General features: G+C 61.0%; 15 protein-coding genes. 14 read left to right on the top strand and 1 reads right to left on the bottom strand.

Annotated features, from left to right (window positions below):
• Positions 1–31: 31 nt before the first annotated feature.
• The gene (locus tag ACP3TD_RS11680) at positions 32–949 is read right to left on the bottom strand and encodes a LysR family transcriptional regulator (protein ID WP_426763082.1); all 918 of its coding nucleotides are present in this window, start codon (positions 947–949) and stop codon (positions 32–34) included.
• A 158-nt stretch (positions 950–1,107) separates the two neighbouring features.
• Between ACP3TD_RS11680 and ACP3TD_RS11675 the strand changes: the two genes are divergently transcribed.
• The 14 genes from ACP3TD_RS11675 (at position 1,108) to ACP3TD_RS11610 (ending at position 19,603) form a co-directional block, all read left to right on the top strand.
• Positions 1,108–2,505, top strand: a complete 1,398-nt coding sequence (locus ACP3TD_RS11675; RefSeq protein ID WP_426763080.1) for an NAD(P)/FAD-dependent oxidoreductase — start codon at positions 1,108–1,110, stop codon at positions 2,503–2,505.
• Positions 2,506–2,519: 14 nt separating this feature from the next.
• Positions 2,520–3,284 (top strand): DUF1365 domain-containing protein, encoded by a 765-nt coding sequence (locus ACP3TD_RS11670; RefSeq protein WP_426763078.1) that lies wholly within the window; start codon positions 2,520–2,522, stop codon positions 3,282–3,284.
• Positions 3,281–4,651 (top strand): class I SAM-dependent methyltransferase, encoded by a 1,371-nt coding sequence (locus ACP3TD_RS11665; RefSeq protein ID WP_426763076.1) that lies wholly within the window; start codon positions 3,281–3,283, stop codon positions 4,649–4,651. Before ACP3TD_RS11670 ends, ACP3TD_RS11665 begins: the two co-directional genes overlap by 4 nt.
• Before the next feature lie 397 nt (positions 4,652–5,048).
• Positions 5,049–5,294, top strand: a complete 246-nt coding sequence (nrdH, locus tag ACP3TD_RS11660; protein ID WP_015937305.1) for a glutaredoxin-like protein NrdH — start codon at positions 5,049–5,051, stop codon at positions 5,292–5,294.
• Positions 5,295–5,397: 103 nt separating this feature from the next.
• Complete coding sequence (nrdI, locus tag ACP3TD_RS11655; protein ID WP_426767213.1) at positions 5,398–5,868, top strand: class Ib ribonucleoside-diphosphate reductase assembly flavoprotein NrdI; 471 nt, start codon at positions 5,398–5,400, stop codon at positions 5,866–5,868.
• Positions 5,869–5,888: 20 nt separating this feature from the next.
• Complete coding sequence (gene nrdE / locus ACP3TD_RS11650; RefSeq protein ID WP_426767211.1) at positions 5,889–8,009, top strand: class 1b ribonucleoside-diphosphate reductase subunit alpha; 2,121 nt, start codon at positions 5,889–5,891, stop codon at positions 8,007–8,009.
• 108 nt (positions 8,010–8,117) lie between these two features.
• On the top strand, positions 8,118–9,092 hold the full coding sequence (gene nrdF, locus ACP3TD_RS11645) for a class 1b ribonucleoside-diphosphate reductase subunit beta (protein WP_015937302.1): 975 nt from the start codon (positions 8,118–8,120) through the stop codon (positions 9,090–9,092).
• A gap of 562 nt (positions 9,093–9,654) precedes the next feature.
• Positions 9,655–11,148, top strand: coding sequence for a hypothetical protein (locus ACP3TD_RS11640; RefSeq protein ID WP_426763073.1), 1,494 nt, complete (start codon positions 9,655–9,657; stop codon positions 11,146–11,148).
• A 368-nt stretch (positions 11,149–11,516) separates the two neighbouring features.
• On the top strand, positions 11,517–12,308 hold the full coding sequence (locus ACP3TD_RS11635; RefSeq protein ID WP_426763071.1) for a hypothetical protein: 792 nt from the start codon (positions 11,517–11,519) through the stop codon (positions 12,306–12,308).
• Positions 12,308–13,489: a helix-turn-helix domain-containing protein gene (locus ACP3TD_RS11630; protein WP_426763069.1), complete on the top strand. Its 1,182-nt coding sequence runs from the start codon at positions 12,308–12,310 to the stop codon at positions 13,487–13,489. The genes ACP3TD_RS11635 and ACP3TD_RS11630 overlap by 1 nt, the downstream gene beginning before the upstream one ends.
• Positions 13,490–13,589: 100 nt before the next feature.
• Positions 13,590–15,008: a 3'-5' exonuclease gene (locus ACP3TD_RS11625; protein ID WP_426763067.1), complete on the top strand. Its 1,419-nt coding sequence runs from the start codon at positions 13,590–13,592 to the stop codon at positions 15,006–15,008.
• On the top strand, positions 15,005–15,712 hold the full coding sequence (locus ACP3TD_RS11620) for a DarT ssDNA thymidine ADP-ribosyltransferase family protein (RefSeq protein ID WP_426763065.1): 708 nt from the start codon (positions 15,005–15,007) through the stop codon (positions 15,710–15,712). The genes ACP3TD_RS11625 and ACP3TD_RS11620 overlap by 4 nt, the downstream gene beginning before the upstream one ends.
• Positions 15,709–17,640, top strand: coding sequence for an ADP-ribosylglycohydrolase family protein (locus ACP3TD_RS11615; protein ID WP_426763064.1), 1,932 nt, complete (start codon positions 15,709–15,711; stop codon positions 17,638–17,640). Before ACP3TD_RS11620 ends, ACP3TD_RS11615 begins: the two co-directional genes overlap by 4 nt.
• A gap of 232 nt (positions 17,641–17,872) precedes the next feature.
• Complete coding sequence (locus ACP3TD_RS11610; RefSeq protein ID WP_426763063.1) at positions 17,873–19,603, top strand: hypothetical protein; 1,731 nt, start codon at positions 17,873–17,875, stop codon at positions 19,601–19,603.
• The last annotated feature ends 629 nt before the right edge of the window (positions 19,604–20,232 follow it).

Here is a 20,232-nt window from a genome sequence, read left to right as displayed (position 1 = left end):
CCCGAAGGGCAGCGCATTCCAGCGTTCACGCCTAATTCACCGCGGTGCGCATTCCGGCCAGAGTCTCCGCCAGCAGGTCGACAAACAGCTGCACCCGGGCCGTTTTCCGGTCATTGATCAGGAGCGCAAAAACGTTGCGCGCAAGCCGGATTTCAGGGACGTCGAGCACCACGACGCCGGCGGGCTTGTTCCGCAGCGCCAGTTCCGGGACCAGGGCTGCACCCAGTCCGGCGGCCGCCATCTCGAGGCTGGCATGGAAGTCGTCGCTGTGCGCCACCACGCGGGGGTGGAGGTTGCAGCCGGCGAACAGCCGTTCGATCACCATGGCGTCGCTGGTGCCTGGATGGTGCATGATCCACGGCAGCTCGGACAGGTGTTCGGCTGACACCCCTGCGTCCGGCCGGAATCCCCAGTCGCGGGGGAGGACCACCCGGAAGTCGTCGTCGCCAATCCACTGCCTGTTAATAGTGGCCGGCCACGCCACCCCGGTCTGCCCCACCTGGAAAACCACGGCGAGGTCCAGGTCTCCTCCCGCGCGCAGCCCCTGGATGGTTTGTCCCGGTTCGGCCACCGAGACGCGGAGGTCGATGCCGAGGTTCTTCCAGGCCGGATTCTTCAGGATCCGGGGGAGGACGTAGGTGGCGAGACTGGGGAAGATGCCCAGCCGGAGTTCCTGGCTCGCGGCATCCTGGGTCTTCGACGCGGCAGCCATCAGGGCCTCGATGTCGGTGAGCACCTTGGCCGCATGACGCGTCATGACGACGGCGGCCTCCGTAGGCACCACGCTGCGCGCCGAACGTTGGAAGAGGATGGTGCCTGTGTCCCGCTCAAGGGCTGACATCTGCTGGGACACCGCCGAAGCGGTGTAGCCCAGGGTCGCCGCAGCAGCAGCGAACGAGCCCAGGCGGGTGACCTCCATGAGTGTCTTCAGGTGTACCGGATTGACCACCAGCCAACAGTACTCCGAGTGCCGTGCCCCTAACTCCGGCTGCCGCACCCGTAGGGTTGGACAAAAAGGGCGGCAATCCGCCCATCCGCTCCAGGTCCGGCACCGAATTGCCGTTTGTATAGCCGTCCAGCGGCAGATGTTCAGCAGAGGAGCATGGATTGTCACCTAACCCAGCAGCGAGTGGGGGCGAAAGGCGGCGCGTTGCCGTCATTGGCAGCGGAGTGGCAGGCCTGACCGCCGCCTACGTCCTCAACCGGCAGGACGACGTCACCTTGTTCGAGGCCGATTCCCGCCTGGGCGGGCATGCCCACACACATGACATGCCCCAGCCGGACGGCTCCCTGATGGGTGTGGACACGGGGTTCATCGTCCACAACGAACGCACCTATCCCACCCTCCTGCGGCTGTTTGCCGAGCTTGGGGTCGAAACCCAGGACTCCGAGATGAGCATGTCCATCCGCTGTGACGGCTGCGGCCTGGAGTATGCAGGGGCCCGTGATGGAGCCCGCGGCATCATTGCGAAGCCCTCGAGCCTGTTCCGTGGACGCTACCTGCTGATGCTGCTGGAAGTCACCCGGTTCTACCGCAGGGCCCGCGCACTGCTGAAGACTGCCCCGGCGTCGGCCGTCAGCGGCAACCCGAAGACGCCGGAACCCACGCTCGGAGAGTTCCTGGCCCGCGAAAACTTCAGCCAGTACTTCATCTCCCACTTCATGACGCCGGTGGTCAGCGCGGTGTGGTCGTGCGATCCGACTACCGCACTGAACTATCCTGCCCGCTACTTGTTCACGTTCCTTGGCCACCACGGACTGCTCGGCCTCAAAGGCTCGCCGCAGTGGCGGACGGTCACAGGCGGATCGGCGCGGTATGTGGAAAAGCTGGCGGCAACGCTGCCGGACGTCCGGCTCAACACGCCCGTTACCGCCATCCGGCGCCATGACGCAGGCGTGGAGCTCGCGGCCGGAGACACGCTGGAAGACTTTGACGCCGTCGTTATTGCCACCCATCCGGCGCAGGCCCTCGGATTCCTTGCCGACGCCACCCCGGAGGAGAAGGAAGCCCTCGGCGGCATGCCCTATTCCGTGAACCATACGGTCTTCCACCGCGACCCGGCCGTGCTGCCGTCCGCGGAGAACGCGAGGGCCTCGTGGAATTACCGTTTGCCGTCCTGTGATGCCCGGCCGGACAGGGTCCTGGTCAGTTACGACCTCACCCGCCTGCAGCGGCTTGAACCGCAGGACGGCCGCCCCTACCTTGTCAGCCTGGGCGAGTCCGATCTCATCGGAGATGACACCGTGCTGGAGCGGATGGTGTACGAACACCCCCAGTACACGCCCGAATCGCTGAAGGCACAGGAGGCGATTTCCGCCCTGAGCGACAGCAAGGTTGCCTTTGCCGGCGCCTACCTCGGGTGGGGCTTCCACGAAGACGGAGCCCTTGCCGGAGTCCGCGCCGCGGAAAAGCTGGGCCGCCAGTGGGCCCCCGTCAACGCCGGCCCCACGGATGCTGCTGACGAGGGGGAGCGCGAGTTTGCCCAGGCGGCGGAACCCTCGTGAGCTACGGTGTAGCCATGAACGCCGGCACAGCCACCACCGATGGTGCCGCGGCCCCTGCGGCGGCCATCTACCGGACCTCTATTTCACACGTGCGGCAAAGCCCGCTGAAGAACGCGTTCACCTACCGGAGCTACAGCTGGTTCGTCGACGTCGACCGGTTGCCCCGCGTGCCCGCCTGGCTCCGGCCGCTGGCGGGATTCCACGCCGGCGACCATCTTGGCAACCCGGACGACAGCATCCGGTCCAACGTGGAACGCTACCTGCGGACCCAGGGCATCGAGCCCGACGGCGGTGCCATCCGGATGCTGACCAGCGCCCGGGTCTTCGGTTACGTCTTCAACCCGCTGTCCCTGTTCTGGTGCTACCGGAGCGATGGCGACCTCCAATGCGTCGTTGCCGAGGTCCACAACACGTACGGTGAACGCCACTGCTACCTGCTCCGGACGGACGCGGCAGGCCGGGCATCGGTACCCAAAGCGTTCTACGTCTCACCCTTCAACGACGTCGACGGGCAGTACCGGATGAAGCTGCCGGCGCCGGGGGAGCGGCTGGCGGTCTCGATCGTGCTGGAGCGCGAAGGTCAGCGGCCCTTCTTGGCCACCATGGACGGACGGCGGCGTCCCGCCACCGCACGGAACATCATCGCCGCCGCAATCCAGGTGCCGGCCGCGCCGCTTCTGGTATCCGCCCTGATCAGGGTGCAGGGCATTAAACTCTGGGCAAGACGCCTGCCCGTCGTCACCAAGCCACACCACACCTCACAGGAGGCAGTTCAATGACAATGACGGACGACAACGGCACCGCCGCAGCCCACTCCAAGGCAGGCAACCCGGCCGGGGGCAACGGCCCCGCCACCTGGACGCCCACCGGAGTGCCGGCATCGCCCGCCACCATCGATCCGGAGATCTGGCCGGGAGTTGCCCGGCCGCCGTCGGGAGCCAAAGCTGCCGTGGCAGGCAGGGCGGCAGGCCTGCTCTTCAGAGGGGCCGCTAAACGGCTGCCCCTCCGTGTGGCGTACCCGGACGGAACGGTGCTGGGCACGGGCGGCCCCGACGCGCCGGTGATGACGATGGTCCGGCCGGAGGCTTTCGAAGTCCGGATCGGCGACAACGGCCTGATCGGGCTCGGCGAATCCTTCATGGCCGGCGACTGGGAAGCCAGCGACCTCGCAGCCGTCCTGGAGGTCTTTGCTGCGTCCGTTGACAGCCTGATCCCCATGCCGTTGCAGAAGCTCCGCTCCCTGTACCTGCCGCGCACGCCCCGGCAGGAACGGAACGCGGAGCAGAACACGCGAAGCAACATCTCACGGCACTACGACCTGTCCAACGAGCTGTTCGCCAACTTCCTTGACACCACCATGAGCTACTCGTCGGCGCTGTTCCCTTCGGCTGCGGGACCGCTGGATTCGGTGGACTTCGGTGTCCTGGCGGAGGCGCAGCGGTCGAAGATCGACAGGCTGCTGGACAAAGCCGGCGTGGGCCAGGGAACCAGGCTCCTGGAAATCGGCACCGGGTGGGGCGAGCTGGCCCTCCGGGCCGCCGCCCGCGGCGCTACGGTCTACAGCGTGACGCTTTCCAGCGAGCAGCAGGCTTTGGCGCAGGCGCGCATCGCCGAGGCCGGGTATGCAGACAAGGTGACAGTGGCACTGAAGGATTACCGCGCGGTGGAAGGCGAGTACGACGCCGTGGTGTCCGTGGAGATGATCGAGGCAGTGGGCTACGAGTACTGGCCCATTTACTTCCAGACCATCGACCGCGTCCTGGCCCCGGGCGGGAAGGTGGCCATCCAGGCAATCACCATGCCCCACGGCAGGATGCTGGCCACCCGCAACGCCTACACCTGGGTGCACAAGTACATCTTCCCCGGCGGGTTCCTTCCGTCCGTGCGGGCCATCGAAGGGGTCACGCAGCAGCACACCACCCTCCGAGTGCGGGAGCGCATGGGGATGGGTGACCATTACGCTGCCACCCTCCGCCTGTGGGAGGAGCGCTTCCTGGCCAGGTCCGCCGAGGTGGACGGGCTGGGCTTCGATGCGGTGTTCCAGCGGATGTGGCTGTTCTACCTCTGCTACTCGCGTGCCGGGTTCCAGTCCGGCTACCTGGATGTCCAGCAGATCGTGCTGGACCGGAGGGAGGCGCAGCTCTAGCGCCACCTTGCCCGGGTGAAAGCTGGGGGGCGCACGACGCCGGCCTGCCGCCGTCGTGCGTTTGCTCACCCAAGGGGGTTCCGAAGGTCACTTCGGGACCCCCTTTCGGCTGTCCGGAGCCGTCCCGCGGACGGCCGCGACACGCCGTCTTTTCTCCGACACGCTGGGGTTTAAATGTGGCTAAGTACTCCACAGGGTGTGGATGGCGTCCACGAAATCGCCGGGATTCCGGACATTTTGAAGGGGCCCGCCTGTGGATTAAAGGTGCATTAAATGACATACTTGTAATACATCATCTAGGGGTTCCTGAGCGGCGTCTGCACTACATGTAGTATCGACATACAGCTTGGACGGGGACACCGGACCAGCGAAGATTTCGACTAAGGGGACAGGGACAATGACCGTAACGGTTTACACGAAGCCTGCTTGTGTTCAGTGCAACGCCACCTACCGGGCTCTTGATAAAAAGGGCATCACCTACCAGAGCGTTGACATCTCCCAGGACGCTGAGGCACTCGACCGCCTGAAGGCGCTGGGCTACATGCAGGCTCCCGTTGTGGTCACCGACCAGGACCACTGGTCAGGCTTCCGCCCGGACAAGATCGAGGAACTGGCGCTTTCCGCAGTTTCCTCCGTGGCCTAGGAAATCCGCTTTTCCTTCAAACCAGCCAGCTGAGGTGACTTCCATCGCAGCACCAGCAGCGCAGCAGGGACGCAGGGCCCTGCACAACCACGCGGCTCAGCGCGTGGAGGTGTCCCCGCCCGTCCGGGCAACGGATGAAACCGAAGCAGTCCGGACCGGCAGCCAGCTCATCTATTTTTCTTCGACTTCCGAGAACACCAGCCGCTTCGTTGTGAAGCTCGGCCGGGAAGTGGCCCGGATCCCGCTTTATGCGAAGGACGCACCCCTCCTCGCCACCCGGCCGTTCGTGCTGGTGGTGCCCACTTATGGCGGCACCGGGGGAGAGGGGTCAGTCCCGAAGCAGGTCATCCGGTTCCTGAACAACCCGCAGAACAGGCAGCTGCTCCGCGGAGTGATCGGCGCCGGAAACACAAACTTCGGGGACAACTACTGCCTGGCGGCGGACATCATCGCCGCCAAATGCCAGGTACCCCACCTTTATCGATTCGAACTTATGGGAACGCCGGAAGACGTCACCCGGGTCAACCAAGGATTGGACACGTTTTGGACACGACTGTCGCAGACACAGAAGTAACCATGGCCCAGAAGCCTGAGATGCCTGCCGCCTACAAGGGTTTGGGCTATCACGAGCTGAACGCGATGCTGAACCTGTACGGCCCGAACGGAGAGATCCAGTTCGGCGCCGACCGCGAGGCTGCGCACCAGTACTTCCTGCAGCACGTTAACAACAACACCGTGTTCTTCCATGACCTGGAAGAGAAGCTCGAGTACCTGGTCAAGAACGACTACTACGAGCGCGAGACGCTCGACCAGTACACGATGAACTTCATCCGCGAACTCTTCAACCGCGCGTACAAGAAGAAGTTCCGCTTCGAGACCTTCCTGGGCGCGTTCAAGTTTTACACGTCCTACACGCTGAAGACGTTCGACGGGAAGCGCTTCCTGGAGCGCTACGAGGACCGCGTGTGCATGGTGGCCCTGCACCTGGCCCGCGGCGACGAAAAGCTTGCCCTCCAGATGGTGGACGAGATCATCGACGGCCGCTTCCAGCCGGCCACCCCCACGTTCCTGAACGCCGGCAAGAAGCAGCGCGGCGAGCTGGTCTCCTGCTTCCTGCTGCGCATCGAAGACAACATGGAGTCGATCGGCCGGTCCATCAACTCCGCACTGCAGCTGTCCAAGCGCGGCGGTGGCGTGGCGTTTGCGCTGACTAACATCCGCGAGGTGGGCGCGCCCATCAAGCAGATCGAGAACCAGTCGTCCGGCGTCATCCCCGTGATGAAGCTCCTTGAGGACAGCTTCTCCTACGCCAACCAGCTTGGTGCCCGCCAGGGTGCCGGTGCCGTGTACCTGCACGCGCACCACCCGGACATCTACCGGTTCCTGGACACCAAGCGCGAGAATGCGGATGAGAAGATCCGCATCAAGACCCTCTCGCTGGGCGTTGTCATCCCGGACATCACGTTCGAGCTGGCCAAAAAGGATGAGGACATGTACCTGTTCTCGCCCTACGACGTCGAAAAGGTCTACGGCATGCCATTCTCGGACGTCTCGGTCACCGAGAAGTACTACGAGATGGTGGACGATTCCCGGATCAAGAAGACCAAGATCAAGGCCCGCGAGTTCTTCCAGACCCTCGCCGAGATCCAGTTCGAATCCGGCTACCCGTACATCATGTTCGAGGACACCGTGAACCGGGCCAACCCGATCGACGGCAAGATCATCATGTCCAACCTGTGCTCGGAGATCCTCCAGGTTTCCCAGCCCACCACGTACCACGATGACCTGTCCTACGATGCCACCGGCAAGGACATCTCCTGCAACCTGGGCTCGCTGAACATCGCGAAGACCATGGATTCGCCGGACTTCGGCCTGACCATCGAGACGGCCATCCGTTCGCTGTCCGCAGTGTCCGACATGTCCAACATCACCTCGGTGCCGTCCATCGCCAGAGGAAACGACCAGAGCCACGCCATCGGCCTCGGCCAGATGAACCTGCACGGCTACCTGGCCCGTGAGCGGGTCCACTACGGCTCCGAAGAGGGCCTCGACTTCACCAACATCTACTTCTACTCCGTGGTGTACCACGCCGTCCGCGCCTCCAACCTGCTGGCCATCGAAACCGGCCAGACGTTCGGCGGCTTCGAGAAGTCCAAGTACGCCTCGGGTGAGTTCTTCGACAAGTACACGGAGCAGGAATGGGTGCCGCAGACCGAAAAGGTCCGCGAACTCTTCAAGGACGTGCACATCCCCACGCAGGCTGACTGGCTGGCGCTGAAGGCCTCCGTCATGGAGCACGGCATCTACAACCAGAACCTGCAGGCTGTGCCGCCTACCGGCTCGATCTCCTACATCAACAACTCCACCTCCTCCATCCACCCGGTGGCGTCCAAGATCGAGATCCGCAAGGAAGGCAAGCTGGGCCGCGTGTACTACCCGGCGCCGTACCTGACCAACGACAACCTGGAGTACTACCAGGATGCGTACGAGATCGGCTACGAGAAGGTCATCGACACCTACGCGGCTGCCACCCAGCACGTGGACCAGGGCCTGTCGCTGACGCTGTTCTTCAAGGACACCGCCACTACGCGCGACATCAACAAGGCCCAGATCTACGCGTGGAAGAAGGGCATCAAGACCATCTACTACATCCGTCTCCGCCAGCTCGCGCTGGAAGGGACCGAGGTAGAGGGCTGCGTCTCCTGCATGCTGTAGCCCCGCTGGTCGAGCCTGTCGAGACCAAAGGTTGAGTACGACGGCGGGTGCCCGCCCGCCGTCGTACGCTTTAACTTAGAGAAACCCACCCAACGCTTAGGGGATGACATGACCGAAAAGGTCAAGCTGCTTAGCCACGTCGAGGCCATCAACTGGAACCGCATCCAGGACGATAAGGACGTGGATGTCTGGAACCGCCTGGTGAACAACTTCTGGCTGCCGGAGAAGGTGCCGCTGTCCAACGACGTCCAGTCGTGGAACACGCTGACCCCCGTCGAGCAGCAGCTCACCATGCGCGTGTTCACCGGCCTCACCCTGCTGGACACCATCCAGGGCACTGTGGGCGCCGTTTCCCTGATTCCGGATGCGCTGACGCCGCACGAGGAAGCCGTCTACACGAACATCGCGTTCATGGAGTCGGTACACGCCAAGAGCTACTCCTCCATCTTCTCCACGCTGGCCTCCACCAAGGAGATCGACGAGGCGTTCCGCTGGTCCACCGAGAACGAGAACCTTCAGAAGAAGGCCCAGATCGTCATGGACTACTACCAGGGCGACGACCCCTTGAAGCGCAAGGTGGCTTCCACCCTGCTGGAGAGCTTCCTGTTCTACTCGGGCTTCTACCTCCCCATGTACTGGTCCTCACGGGCCAAGCTGACGAACACGGCTGACCTGATCCGCCTGATCATCCGCGACGAAGCCGTGCACGGCTATTACATCGGCTACAAGTTCCAGCGCGCGCTGGAGACCGTCTCCGAAGAGCGCCGCCAGGAAATCAAGGACTACACGTTCGAGCTGCTCTTCGAGCTGTACGAGAACGAGGTCCAGTACACCCACGATCTCTACGACGGCGTCGGCTTGGCCGAGGACGTCAAGAAGTTCCTGCACTACAACGCCAACAAGGCCCTGATGAACCTGGGCTACGAGGCGATGTTCCCGGCTTCCGTCACTGACGTGAACCCGGCCATCCTCTCGGCACTGTCCCCGAACGCGGACGAGAACCACGACTTCTTCTCCGGGTCCGGTTCCTCCTACGTGATCGGCAAGGCCGTTAACACTGAGGATGAGGACTGGGACTTCTAATCTCTTCTTCTTCAACGACACAGACATAAATGTGAGGTTTCACAGGACTTGGCCAAATTCCAACTTAGATGGCCATGTCTCATGGTAGTTGGCCAACTGTTTCACACAGTTGGCCAACTACCGCAGAAGCCATGATGTGAGATACAGGCCTAGTTGGAAGAAACGGCCAGGGTAGCTGGAAGTCTTCCAACTAGGTCGGCTATCTGGGCAGATGCGAGGTCCATTCTGGTTGGCGTTTCGCCGGATAGCTGGCGAACCGAAGAGAGCCTCTCTAGGCCCACGACGTTCACGGCAAGCAGGGCAGCCCCGAACCGTCCGTCGACACACGGCGAGTTGCGGCCTACATGGCAAAGGCTTTCGCCGGGCCGGCCGAGGCTGAAATGCGCCCGCCTATACATGTTGGCCCATCGCAGTCGCTCATAAGGTCAAGCACCTACGCGACGGCGATCATCGTACGGCTGGACTCGCCGCCAACTCCGCCGTCGTGGCCACCAAATCTGCTGCGACGGGTCGACCCATCCGTCGGCCAGTAGCCCACTCTCGCCCTGACCGAAGGCTCCCCATGCCCGCATCACCCCGCACACCCCGGCCCGTCTACATCCTTGGTGCAGGGTTCTCCAAGGCCATCCACAAAGCCATGCCTATTACCAACGCGCTGGGCGACGAGCTCCAGCGACGATTGGCGGGCAAGGTGACCATCGACCTGCGCGACGGGCAGACGTTCGAGGCTTGGCTGACCGCGATGCTCGACCCGATGCCGTTCCTCAGCCAAGCTGAAGTGCTGGCTCGCAGGTCAGCTGCTGCTCTAGTGACCCAGACGATCGCGGACATTCTGGATGAGGCCCAGGCAAAGGCCACCGCCGATCCCGCGCCGGATTGGTTGCTTCAGTTGGTCAGCCTGTGGCACGCCGAGGGCGCAGTCATCATCACGTTCAACTACGACTGCCTCGTTGAGCACGCTATCAACACCGCCGGCATCACAGTCGGATATTCGCGGGAGTCAGCGGATGTGCTGAGAGGCATGGATGCGGTGAGCCCTGCGCCGCCTCGTCAAGAGAGCCTCTATTGGGACGACGGGAACTCGAATTTGGCGTTCGAATCAATGACCCTCGTGAAACTCCACGGATCATTGAACTGGTATCGGGCGGACGGTGACGGGTTCGGGTCAACCCTGTTCCAGACCTTTGACTACGGGAAGTTCAACGGCGAGACGCCAAGCATGCCGCGCGGAAATCCGGAGTTCATCGCGCACATGGACCGCTTCATCATCCCGCCAGTTTCAGACAAGTCACAGCACTACGGGGCGTACGTGGTCCCGACGCTGTGGAAAACCGCACGGGATGCAATGTCCGTGGCGACACGGGTCACGTTTATGGGCTACTCGCTGCCGCCAGAGGACCGTGTCTCGGTAGAGCTGATGACTTACTGCCCGGAAGGAGTAGAAACGGTTGTTGTGGACCGCACGAAATTCAATCCAGAATGCCGCGAGGCCTTGCCCAACCGTCTCAAAGCACTTGGGCTGAACGTAGTCAGCGAGATTTCGGGGGACGATGCCATCGCTCGCATGGTGACGCTGCTGATGGAAGCCGCCCAGATTCAGCTGTCAGGAGGTACCCGGAACGACGCGCCCGCACCCCTGCACGACTGCTATGTAGCCTGGGTAGACACTTCGGAACTAGAGACCTACCCAACCTACGGGTTCCACCTGCTCACATCCGACGATACGGACCCCAGCGTGCTCTACGCGGTGCCTGTCCGGCGTCAGGGCATCCTGTCGGAGCGGAAGACATTTCAAACGAACTTGGAGGAGGACTTCAGGGAGAGTGGGTTGGATCCCAGCAACCTGATCACCGAATCTGCCTTCCGGAGGCTCGTCAACAAAGGCGCCGGCGTTCGCATCAACCCGAACAACGGATCAACCCGTCACACCGTCGTCGGGGTTCAGCATGTGAACACCCATCCCGAAATAGGGGGGTTTATTGCTCTTCACACGATTGAGGGTGACTTCCCGCGTCCGAACCCTGATGGCTCAGGGGTGGCGTTGCCGCCCGGTTAGGGTCGGGAGGGTACGTTCGGGTTGGCCTTACCCAAGTTGTAGGGAATTAGGCGGCTTGAACCCAGTCTTAGAAGTCGGGCGCGATGGCGCCTCATGCGTCCACTGGTGATTCAGACCGGAGTCCTGGGAACCGTGCGTCCGCAACGCGCCAGCACAATCGCGACGGGCGTCGCACCGGTCACCACAGGAGATGATTGGGCATGCACGACGCGCCTGCGCCGTCGCTCCCGGCCGTTCTTTGCTTCGGCACCGCGGTGGAGTCATGTGAACGGCGAGAAATGAACGTGGCGAAGTTCGTTGACTACTAACGACTCACCAGTGGTTTTGTCCTGCCCGGCAATTACTGGCAACTGATGTAGTCTGTTTCCGTGACTGAGAAAAACAAGGTAATTGGGTATCTTCGGGATGCTGGCGTACTGGACGCTATTCGGTGGGCCTACGACTCGGCTCTGAATCGTACTCTTGCCGATTACTCTGAAGATGCCGGGCATGACTCCACCCTTCTTGGCGTCATGCGTCACACCTTGTTTCGAGATCGCCTCGACAGGGTCTTCTCTTGCGGAAAGTACCAGGTCCCAGACGACGCTGAGCCCGACAGTGGCCTCGCAGCTCTGTTCGCGGAGCTGCCCGACAAAGACATTGCCACTATGCCACGACTTGATCCTGGCCTTGTCCGATCCTCACCTCTGAACGGGAGCCCGGCATGGAGGCTAGAAGACCTCAGGATTCTCATGACTTCATGCGATTTTGGGAAGACGGATACTTTGCCTTGGGGCGAGAAGAGTGAGACCAAGCAGCGTGTGGCGAAGCAACAACATTGGGATGGACACCCTTCGCTCTTCGATGACACCAATTTGCTCGATGGTGACTGGATCCTTCCATATGCGGGGCAGCCACTTGATCTGGAGAGTTTCGTCGTCGCACACACTCTCGACGCGGTGAGCCAGAAATCTGAACTCATCATCGGAAGCCCCCGACTTAATCTCGACGGCGGTGAGGCCTGGCACTGGCGTGAAAACCTCGATCAGATGCCTCCGACCACGGGTGGGCGTCGCTTTGGTCAACCGCAGGCACCAGCGGCGGATACTGAGACTGCGGATGCACCGGTGCGTCTCCGGAGGGCTGTCTCTGAGAGCACCAAACGGGCGGACGCTGAGTAGTGGCAAGTGGTGTTACGGCGGCTGACGCAGCCGCATTATTTGCCGGACATCGGCTGAGGCTCGCTCGCCAGCTAGCCGGAATGCGCAAAAGTGATCTTGCTCAGCTTCTGGGCAAGAGCGCGACGGCATTGTCCGGCTGGGAAGCTGAAACCAAACGTCCTTCGCCGGCCACGGTCGCTGAGTTGGCCTTGTCCCTGGGTGTGGATCCCGGATTTTTTATGGTTGGCCGTGCTGAACCAGCTGTGGCAGCTACCCCGCATTTCCGGTCTCTTCGATCGACTACGCAGATCGTACGGGATCAAGCCACGGCGTATGGCCAACTCGCTGTCGATGTCGCCGCTGCCATGGAAAGGCATGTCGAATTCCCCGACGTCACAATCCCGCATTTTCCGGTCTCAGCGGATGACGCTGACGGAGTCGAGCCTGAGGACGCAGCCCGGTTCGTGCGCAAGCAGTGGGGGCTTGCGAACGGACCTGTAGGCCATTTGGTTCGACTGCTGGAGAACCACGGGGTAGTAGTCGTTTTCAGCCCACCGGGTGCCGTGTCGGTTGACGCCTACTCTTTCGAGGGCTCATGTAGACCAGCGGTCATTCTCAACCCGTTCAAACAGGACTACTACAGGCAACGTTTCGATGTCGCGCACGAACTGGGCCACCTCGTTATGCATCAGGATGCTGAACCGGGTGGAAGAACAGTTGAAGACCAGGCCAACCGGTTCGCGGCTGAGTTCCTCATGCCGGAATCTGATATTCGGGGGTCGCTTCCTAAGGCAATGAGCAGGTCGGTTTGGACTTCGGTCGGCCAACTCAAGGAGCGGTTTGGTGTGAGTATGCAGGCGATTCTTTTCCATGCTCGACGCTTGGGTGAACTGAGCGATGTGTCGTACAGAAATGCCATGATGACAGTTTCAGCACGAGGCTGGAGACGAAGTGAACCGGGCCTGGTCGATAGCGTTGAGCAGCCATCCATGCTGCCGAGAGCGGTGGAAATACTCGCTGAAGCCGGTATTTCCGAGTTGGAGCTTATAAGCCAAAGTCGTGTGCCAGTTGAGCTATTTCGCCAAGTAGTCTCCCGTTTTCCGACTGAGCCGCATTTCAGCGATGCCTCTGCTGAGACGGGATCGCACCTGGCTCCGGTCGTATCGTTGATGGAAGCCGGCGGGGGCGGTGCTCGGCTATGACACTTTCGACGCGAAAAGGTTTGTACTGGAGGCGCCTTGGGCTTCGGGCGACGCTCGCCGTCGCGACCGGGTTGTTGTGGCTTGGCCAAGGTGAACGTAAATGACTCCTCTTCCCGCACCCAGGGGCAGGCAGGCCCACGTTGTTCACCTGTCCTCGGATCGACATAACGTTGTATTGGGTACCGCAGGCACTGGCAAGTCGACAATGGCCATGCTGCGGGCAGTGCATCTTGCACGACCCTCAACCGTGAACTCTGGGCCGGTCCTGGTGGTCACCTACAACAACACGCTGGTCAAATACCTTCGCTTTCTCGGCCCCGAAGCCCGAAGTAACATCACCATCGAAACCTATTCTCGCTTCGCCCGCGGCTACCTCGCCCACAGGGGCTTCATGCCGAACAACGCCATAGCCGGACCCGACGCCGTCCGTGAACTGGTCGAATCGGCATTGGATGCAGTCGCCCGGGATTGGTCATCTCGTTCCGTGGATCCCGGTTCGGTTGCAGCTCGACATTCGGATTGGTTCACCGACGAACTACATTGGATCAGCGGCATGGGTCTCGCTGCGGAAGATGACTATCAGAGGGTGAACCGGGTGGGACGGCAAACAGCTCTCCAAACTGGTCAACCTAGGGCCTTTGTCTGGGCCGTTCGCTCCGAATACGTCCGTCGCAGGGCAGCGGCCGGCTTGGTGTATGACTGGTACGACATAGCTTCAAGTGTCCGGAACGGCCTTGCGACTGATGCCAGCCATCGGCGCTACCGCCACATCATCATCGACGAAGGGCAGGACCTCTCGCCGGAGGCCATCCGATCACTCACGGCTGCAATACAGCCCGGCGGTTCACTGACGTTCTTCGGCGACTATCATCAGGCCATTTATGGGCAGGGACTCTCCTGGCGCAGCTCCGGAATCAGGCTCGATGGCCGGCCCGTGGAGCGTTTTGTCGACAACTACCGCAATACTGCTGAAGTGGCCAGGGTTGCCATTGCGATGGCTCAGTCGAGCTACATGAGGTCGGGAGACCTGGACCTGGTTGAACCGGTGCAACCCACCGCGGCGGGACCTAAGCCAGCACTGTCGCGTTATCCGGACCCAAGGGCGGAGGCAGCGGCCATCCGTGATCTTGCGGCGGAGCTGGGGAAAGACCAGACAGTCGGGATCTTGGTACGTACTAGGGCTGATGTGACTACTGTCGGTAGAAACCTGCCACACCGACTGTTGCATGCCCGCATGCAGAGATGGGACGAAGCCCCTGGTGTTTACCTGGGGACCTATCATTCGGCCAAGGGCCTCGAGTTTGACACGGTCATCATGCCATTCCTCAACGATGATTCGGTTCCATACCCTGACGTTCTTCGAGCATTCGCTGAGGATGAGGCGTGCTCCCGCGAAGCCAAACTTCTTTATGTGAGTATTACTAGGGCGCGTGCCGGCCTGATTTTGACGCACAGTGGTAGGCTCAGCCGGCTCCTGCCCGAGAATGCCGGCCTATGGAGCGAAAGGGACCTTACGTGACAGTGAGTGTGGCCGAAGCATTAAAGCAGGTGCCGGTAACCCGCCTAATCCATTTTGCCCCCGCTACCAACGTCATCGGAATCTTTACCGATAACGCCATTCGGACGAGCCAGGATCTAGTCGAAAACGCGCCGCAGCAATTCGCGCCCACCGATGAATTGCGGCTTGATGCCAGAAACAATCACGTGTGCTGTTCGTTCGAGTATCCGAATGCCTATTACCAGGCTATAGCCAGAGACAAAACCGCCTTTAGAAATTATCCCGACTGGGTGGCCTTTGTTCTGGACCTCGACTTGGTACTGAGACCGGGAACACTCTTTTCTCCGTGCAATGCAGCCAAAGGAAGCGGTGCGTTCTTGACCGAGGGGGGAGCGGGGCTGCTGGCATGTTGGGCGGACCCTTCTTATCCCGGCCAGTTTTCAAGGTCGCCTTCTCATAGGACTTCGGTGCCGACGGACCTGCAGAGCGAGGTCCTTATTCCGGGACTCATTCCATTGTCAGCAGTGTCTGCGATAGTTACGGCAACTCCTGAGAAGGCGCGAGAGTTATACGTACTGCTGCATGACTTTCGGCTGAATCCAGGACGGATGGAATGGCGCTACGCACCATTGTTTTTCGACAAGTGGAGACTTGCTAACGCGCTTCACACCGGGGGAGAGATCCCAGAGACCCAGTGGACACCATCCCTTGAGGACCTAGAATGACATCGACACGCTACCTCCTAAATCCCGATCGCGCCGTGGGAATGTTCCTGGGCGCCGCTGCTGGAGACGCACTTGGCTGGCCACAGGAAGACCGGAGCCAGATAGTGGGTGGCAATGCCGCCAGGCAGGTGGAGCCCAGAGCTTCCTACCGCTCGTGGGCGCGGAACGGGGGAACGCAGTTCTCCCGTTATCTGGATCCGGTGGACGCCGGGCAATATAGCGATGACACGCAGTTGATGTTGTCCGTAGCGCGTTCATCGTTTGCTGGCCCGGATTGGTATGAGTGGTTTACTCGGATTGAACTCCCGCAGTGGCCGCTGTACCAGCGTGGTGGCGGCGGTGCAGTCCTGCGAGCCTCGAGAGCATGGGGCGAGGCAAGGCCGCCATGGAGGATTGCTCGAGCAAGCGATGAGGGCAAAGTCGCTTCGTACTTCAATGCTGGTGCCAATGGCGTGGCAATGCGTATCGCGCCGCATGTACTCGCGGTATACGATGCCAATACCGACGTCCTTCTCAGCCGAGTGGTGAAGGACGGGATGGCTACTCACGGACACCCCAGGGCCCTCCTCGGCGCTGCCGTTCACGCCCTTACACTCCGCTATGCGCTGAGGCAGTCGTCTACATTGGAATACGGCGAGCTGCTGCACGCGATTATCGAGGAGAGGTCTTGGCGTAACCCGGGGATCCTCATAGATTCACTTGAACACGATTGGCACGACGCGTCGCAGCAGCTGGATACGGAACTTTCACGGCGTGGGCCCGGCTACCTATGGGAGGCAACAGCCGATGAAATGGACTCTCTCCTTCAGATAGCAGCAGATGGCTTGTCCCGTGGTCCCATGGCAAACGATCAGCAGACCCTGACGGAACTGGGTTGCTTTGACAAGCGACAAAGCGGATCGGGGACGGTTGCTGCCGTAGCAGCCATGTACATTGCCGCGCGCACGGCCTCGCGCCCAATGAGCGGTTTGCTCCGCGCCGGCTTTCTCAAGGGTGCCGATACCGACACACTCTGCTCGATGACAGGATCGATCTTAGGAGCCTTGCACGGTTCCTCTTGGCTGGGGGAGCTCGGCACAAACGTTCAAGACCGGGGTCACATAGTCGGCACGGCTCTTCGGATGGCGGACATAGCCAATGGGGGCTACCCCACTAACGGATATTCGCCAGTCCCGCCAACCCACATCAGTTCGGCGGCACTTCGGAACTGGACAACGAAACTCTTTGCAGACGGCGATGTAGAGACCCTGCCAGATGGCCGGCAGGTTCATATCCGCGAGATAGTTGAACTGCAGGCTAGGTCGGGCAGCTTCGTGACCAGGGCGACTTTGGCAACGGGCGATGAACAGACACTTCTCGTGGACCGTGTAGCAAAGCGGCCAATCGAAGGGGGCGGTGCTAGCCGATTGGGCAAGCCGAATTCGACCGAGGCCTCCGAAGACCTACCTGAAGCACAAGAGCGCACCGACGCGTCACCTCGCGACGCATCCGCTGCAGTACTCCGAACAGAACTCGCAGTTCCGGACCTTGCGGAAGCGGCCTCATTTTTCACGGAAGTAGTCGGCGTTCAACTGACGTTTGCCTCGCGCCGTGTTGGGATTAGCGAGGGCATATGGTTGTGCGAAGCCAGTCCGAGCCGAGTGCCAGGACCCCACTCCGGCGTCTTCTTGACCATCGTCGTAGCCAGTCTTATAGAGGTTGAAGCCCGCGCGACCCGACATGGAAATACCCAATTCGCGTGGTCAACAGACAAGCATTCGTTGTGGCTTGTAGGCCCAGGAGACATGCGTATTCGACTTCTCGAGACTTCTGTTGTGAGTGCGGGTCGAACCGCATCCACTGAGCCGAACTCGCTGGCCGACAAGCGAGAGTCGATTTCCGGATCGTCGTTTACCCGCTATCCGACACTTTTTGAGAGGGACGGCTAGGGCGTCCGCGACATCTCCGCGTATCAGTTCATGAGAAACGGAATATCGACTGGGTAGCTGAGCTTGAAGTTGGCCGGATGGAACCTCCAGATCCGGTGCCTGGAGTAGTGCCTGACAGGATGACGGGAGACGTCCGCAATGGCGTAGAAGAGAGGTCAGTAACGTGTTGCAAATTGCGAGTGGCATGTACTTTTCGTCAGACGAGTTGCATGAAACGGTTCACCGTCGTGTTGTGTACAGCAACGCGCTCAGAGTCCGGGCTGATGACATAGAACTTCCCATTGGAACGCTTCGGTTCTCAACGGGACACGAGAGATTCAATCCGCTCGTTATTGAGGCCATTGACAGGCTCGACGCGGTCAACCCTGACGGCAGTCAGTCATGGCACATCGCAACCGATGGAGATGAACTTATTGGTGATGTCGCCTACGTGGTCTCATTCGCACTTAACGTCGTGGTCACGGGCAGTGCCGAAACCGCAGGTCGTGTGATCGGACGCCCGGGAGGCCGAGGAGGGCCGGGTAGTCCCGAGCATCTACTCCGAAGGACTTTCGACCCTTCGCGGTTCGTCACGGACAAAGAACTTGAGGATGTCCGCCGATTTTGTAGTCAGTTGCTCAACCTTCAACGCTCCTCGTTCGAAGCCGCGATGCGAGCGGTACGTCGAATTGTGGATGCTTCAATGCTCGTGGCAGACGACCCTACGCTCGCGTACACACTTTACGTTGCGGCCCTCGAGTCGCTCTCCGGCGAGGGCAGCCCAATGTCCCAGAGCTGGGATGAGTACGACGGAAGGAAGCGCAAGGTTATAGATACCGCCTGCAGCGGCTTGGAGCCACGCGTAGTGGAGCGGATCCGAGAAGCCGTGCTCCAGGTAGACCAATATTCGATCCGCCGGAGGTTTCTCGGTTTCATCAATGACCATGTTGCGCCCAGCTTCTATCGTGAGGAAGCCCGTGGAACCTTGCGGCCAATCCGATCTGCCCAGCTGACTAAAGCCTTGGACTTCGCCTATCAGGTCCGGTCCCGTTCGATGCACTCGCTCCGAACGCTTGCCCCAGAGCTGTGGAGCATCGCCGACTGTGAAGACACTATCTGGCATGATGACCGGCCGGTCCTGACTCTGGAAGGCCTAAACCGACTGAGCCGTCACGTCATCCGCCAGTACGTCAGACGTGCCCCCACAGGGGTTGATGAAGACTTTAAGTCCAGGTATCGCGCGTCGTTGCCAGGCCAAGTTCAGATGCGGCTCGCTCCTCAGCTCTGGGTGGGGTCGGCGAACTCGTTCTCGGCTGCCCAGGGGCCCGCGATCTTCAACGCACTCGTGGAGATGGTCATCGCGACTCGCCGTGGTGAAAAGAACAGCATCGTAGACATGGCGCGACCCTTGGAGCGAATAGAGCATCTCTTGTCCGGTGAAGCGAAGCAAGTGAGCCGAATTCCCTTGATTGCGACCTATGTACTTTGGAACACGGTCGTCCCGGAGCGGTACCGGCGCCCCAAGGCGGTCCGGTATTTAGAACGCTATTCCTCTGATCTGGATTCTCCGAGCGTCGCCGCCTATGTAGTGGGCCTTCTTACCGGAAACGAGCCGCCTTGGAGCACCGAGCAACTTCGTACCCTCGTGGATGACAGAGAGGCTGAACTCGCACGTGCAGGGGCCAAGCTGCAGGAGCTGCCCGAACGAGTCGATGCAGCGATGCGGCTAGGAGTCGCTTACAGACTTTGGACAGAAGATGATCGGGGCTTAGCCTTGGACAACCTTGCCAGGGCAGTCGAACTTCTCCCAGGAGATGAATACCTGCTCGCCGTGGAGGAAAAGTCCCTCGAGGGAGCGTTCTCAGAACCGGACTTGCTAGATTTCATCATCGGAAAGTCCGCCCAAGAAGTCGCCCAGGAGGGGGAGGCTGCAGCGGCTGAGCCTGAGGCCCCGGGTGGCGAAGCGAGTCCTGATCGGCTGTAGTCAGTCAGGAGTGTAGGCGGGTGACTTGGCTGCTGCCTCCCAAGGCTTGATGGTCACGTGGCAAGGCCATACGACATTCGCAGTGGAGCTCAGTCACGGCGTACCTTAGGCATTGCCCGCGAAAGAGATCAGCTCAAAAGCGCAAGGAAGCGAGCTTGCGGTCGGAGCATGCATCCTGCCGGCCCTATTTAGTTGGGTGTCCCAGGTCGTGCCAGTTACCCTCCGGTAGTCGGCGAGTGGACGTGCCCTTCGGGCGCTGATGGCTGGTATATTCGCGGCGGTCGGTTCGGCCAGTGTTGTGCTTTGCGTCATACGCCTGATCCTCGTGTCCATGCGGCGGCGCGCTGCGGGCGTTAGAGGTGGGGCATAGGTCCTGAACTGGCCTCGACCGGGTCGTGGACGCAAGAATTCCCCCGCTTACGAGTTTACGGACCGGCGAGAGGCAGCCCGAATGTTGTCGGATTTCTTCCGTGAATCGCTTCAAGTCTTGACGGTCCGCACTAAGTCTGGAGCGAATCGATGACTGGCTAGGGCCACGTAGCCGCTGGTCCTGCCTTCCTGCGGGGCCCGCCGGTTGATCACCATGGGAAGGCGATCGTGAGCAGACCCACGGGAAGGTTTCGACGGAT

Source organism: Pseudarthrobacter sp. 1G09 (assembly GCF_050038305.1).
GTDB lineage: Bacteria > Actinomycetota > Actinomycetes > Actinomycetales > Micrococcaceae > Arthrobacter > Arthrobacter equi.
This window is presented reverse-complemented; position numbering and strand designations above follow the sequence as displayed.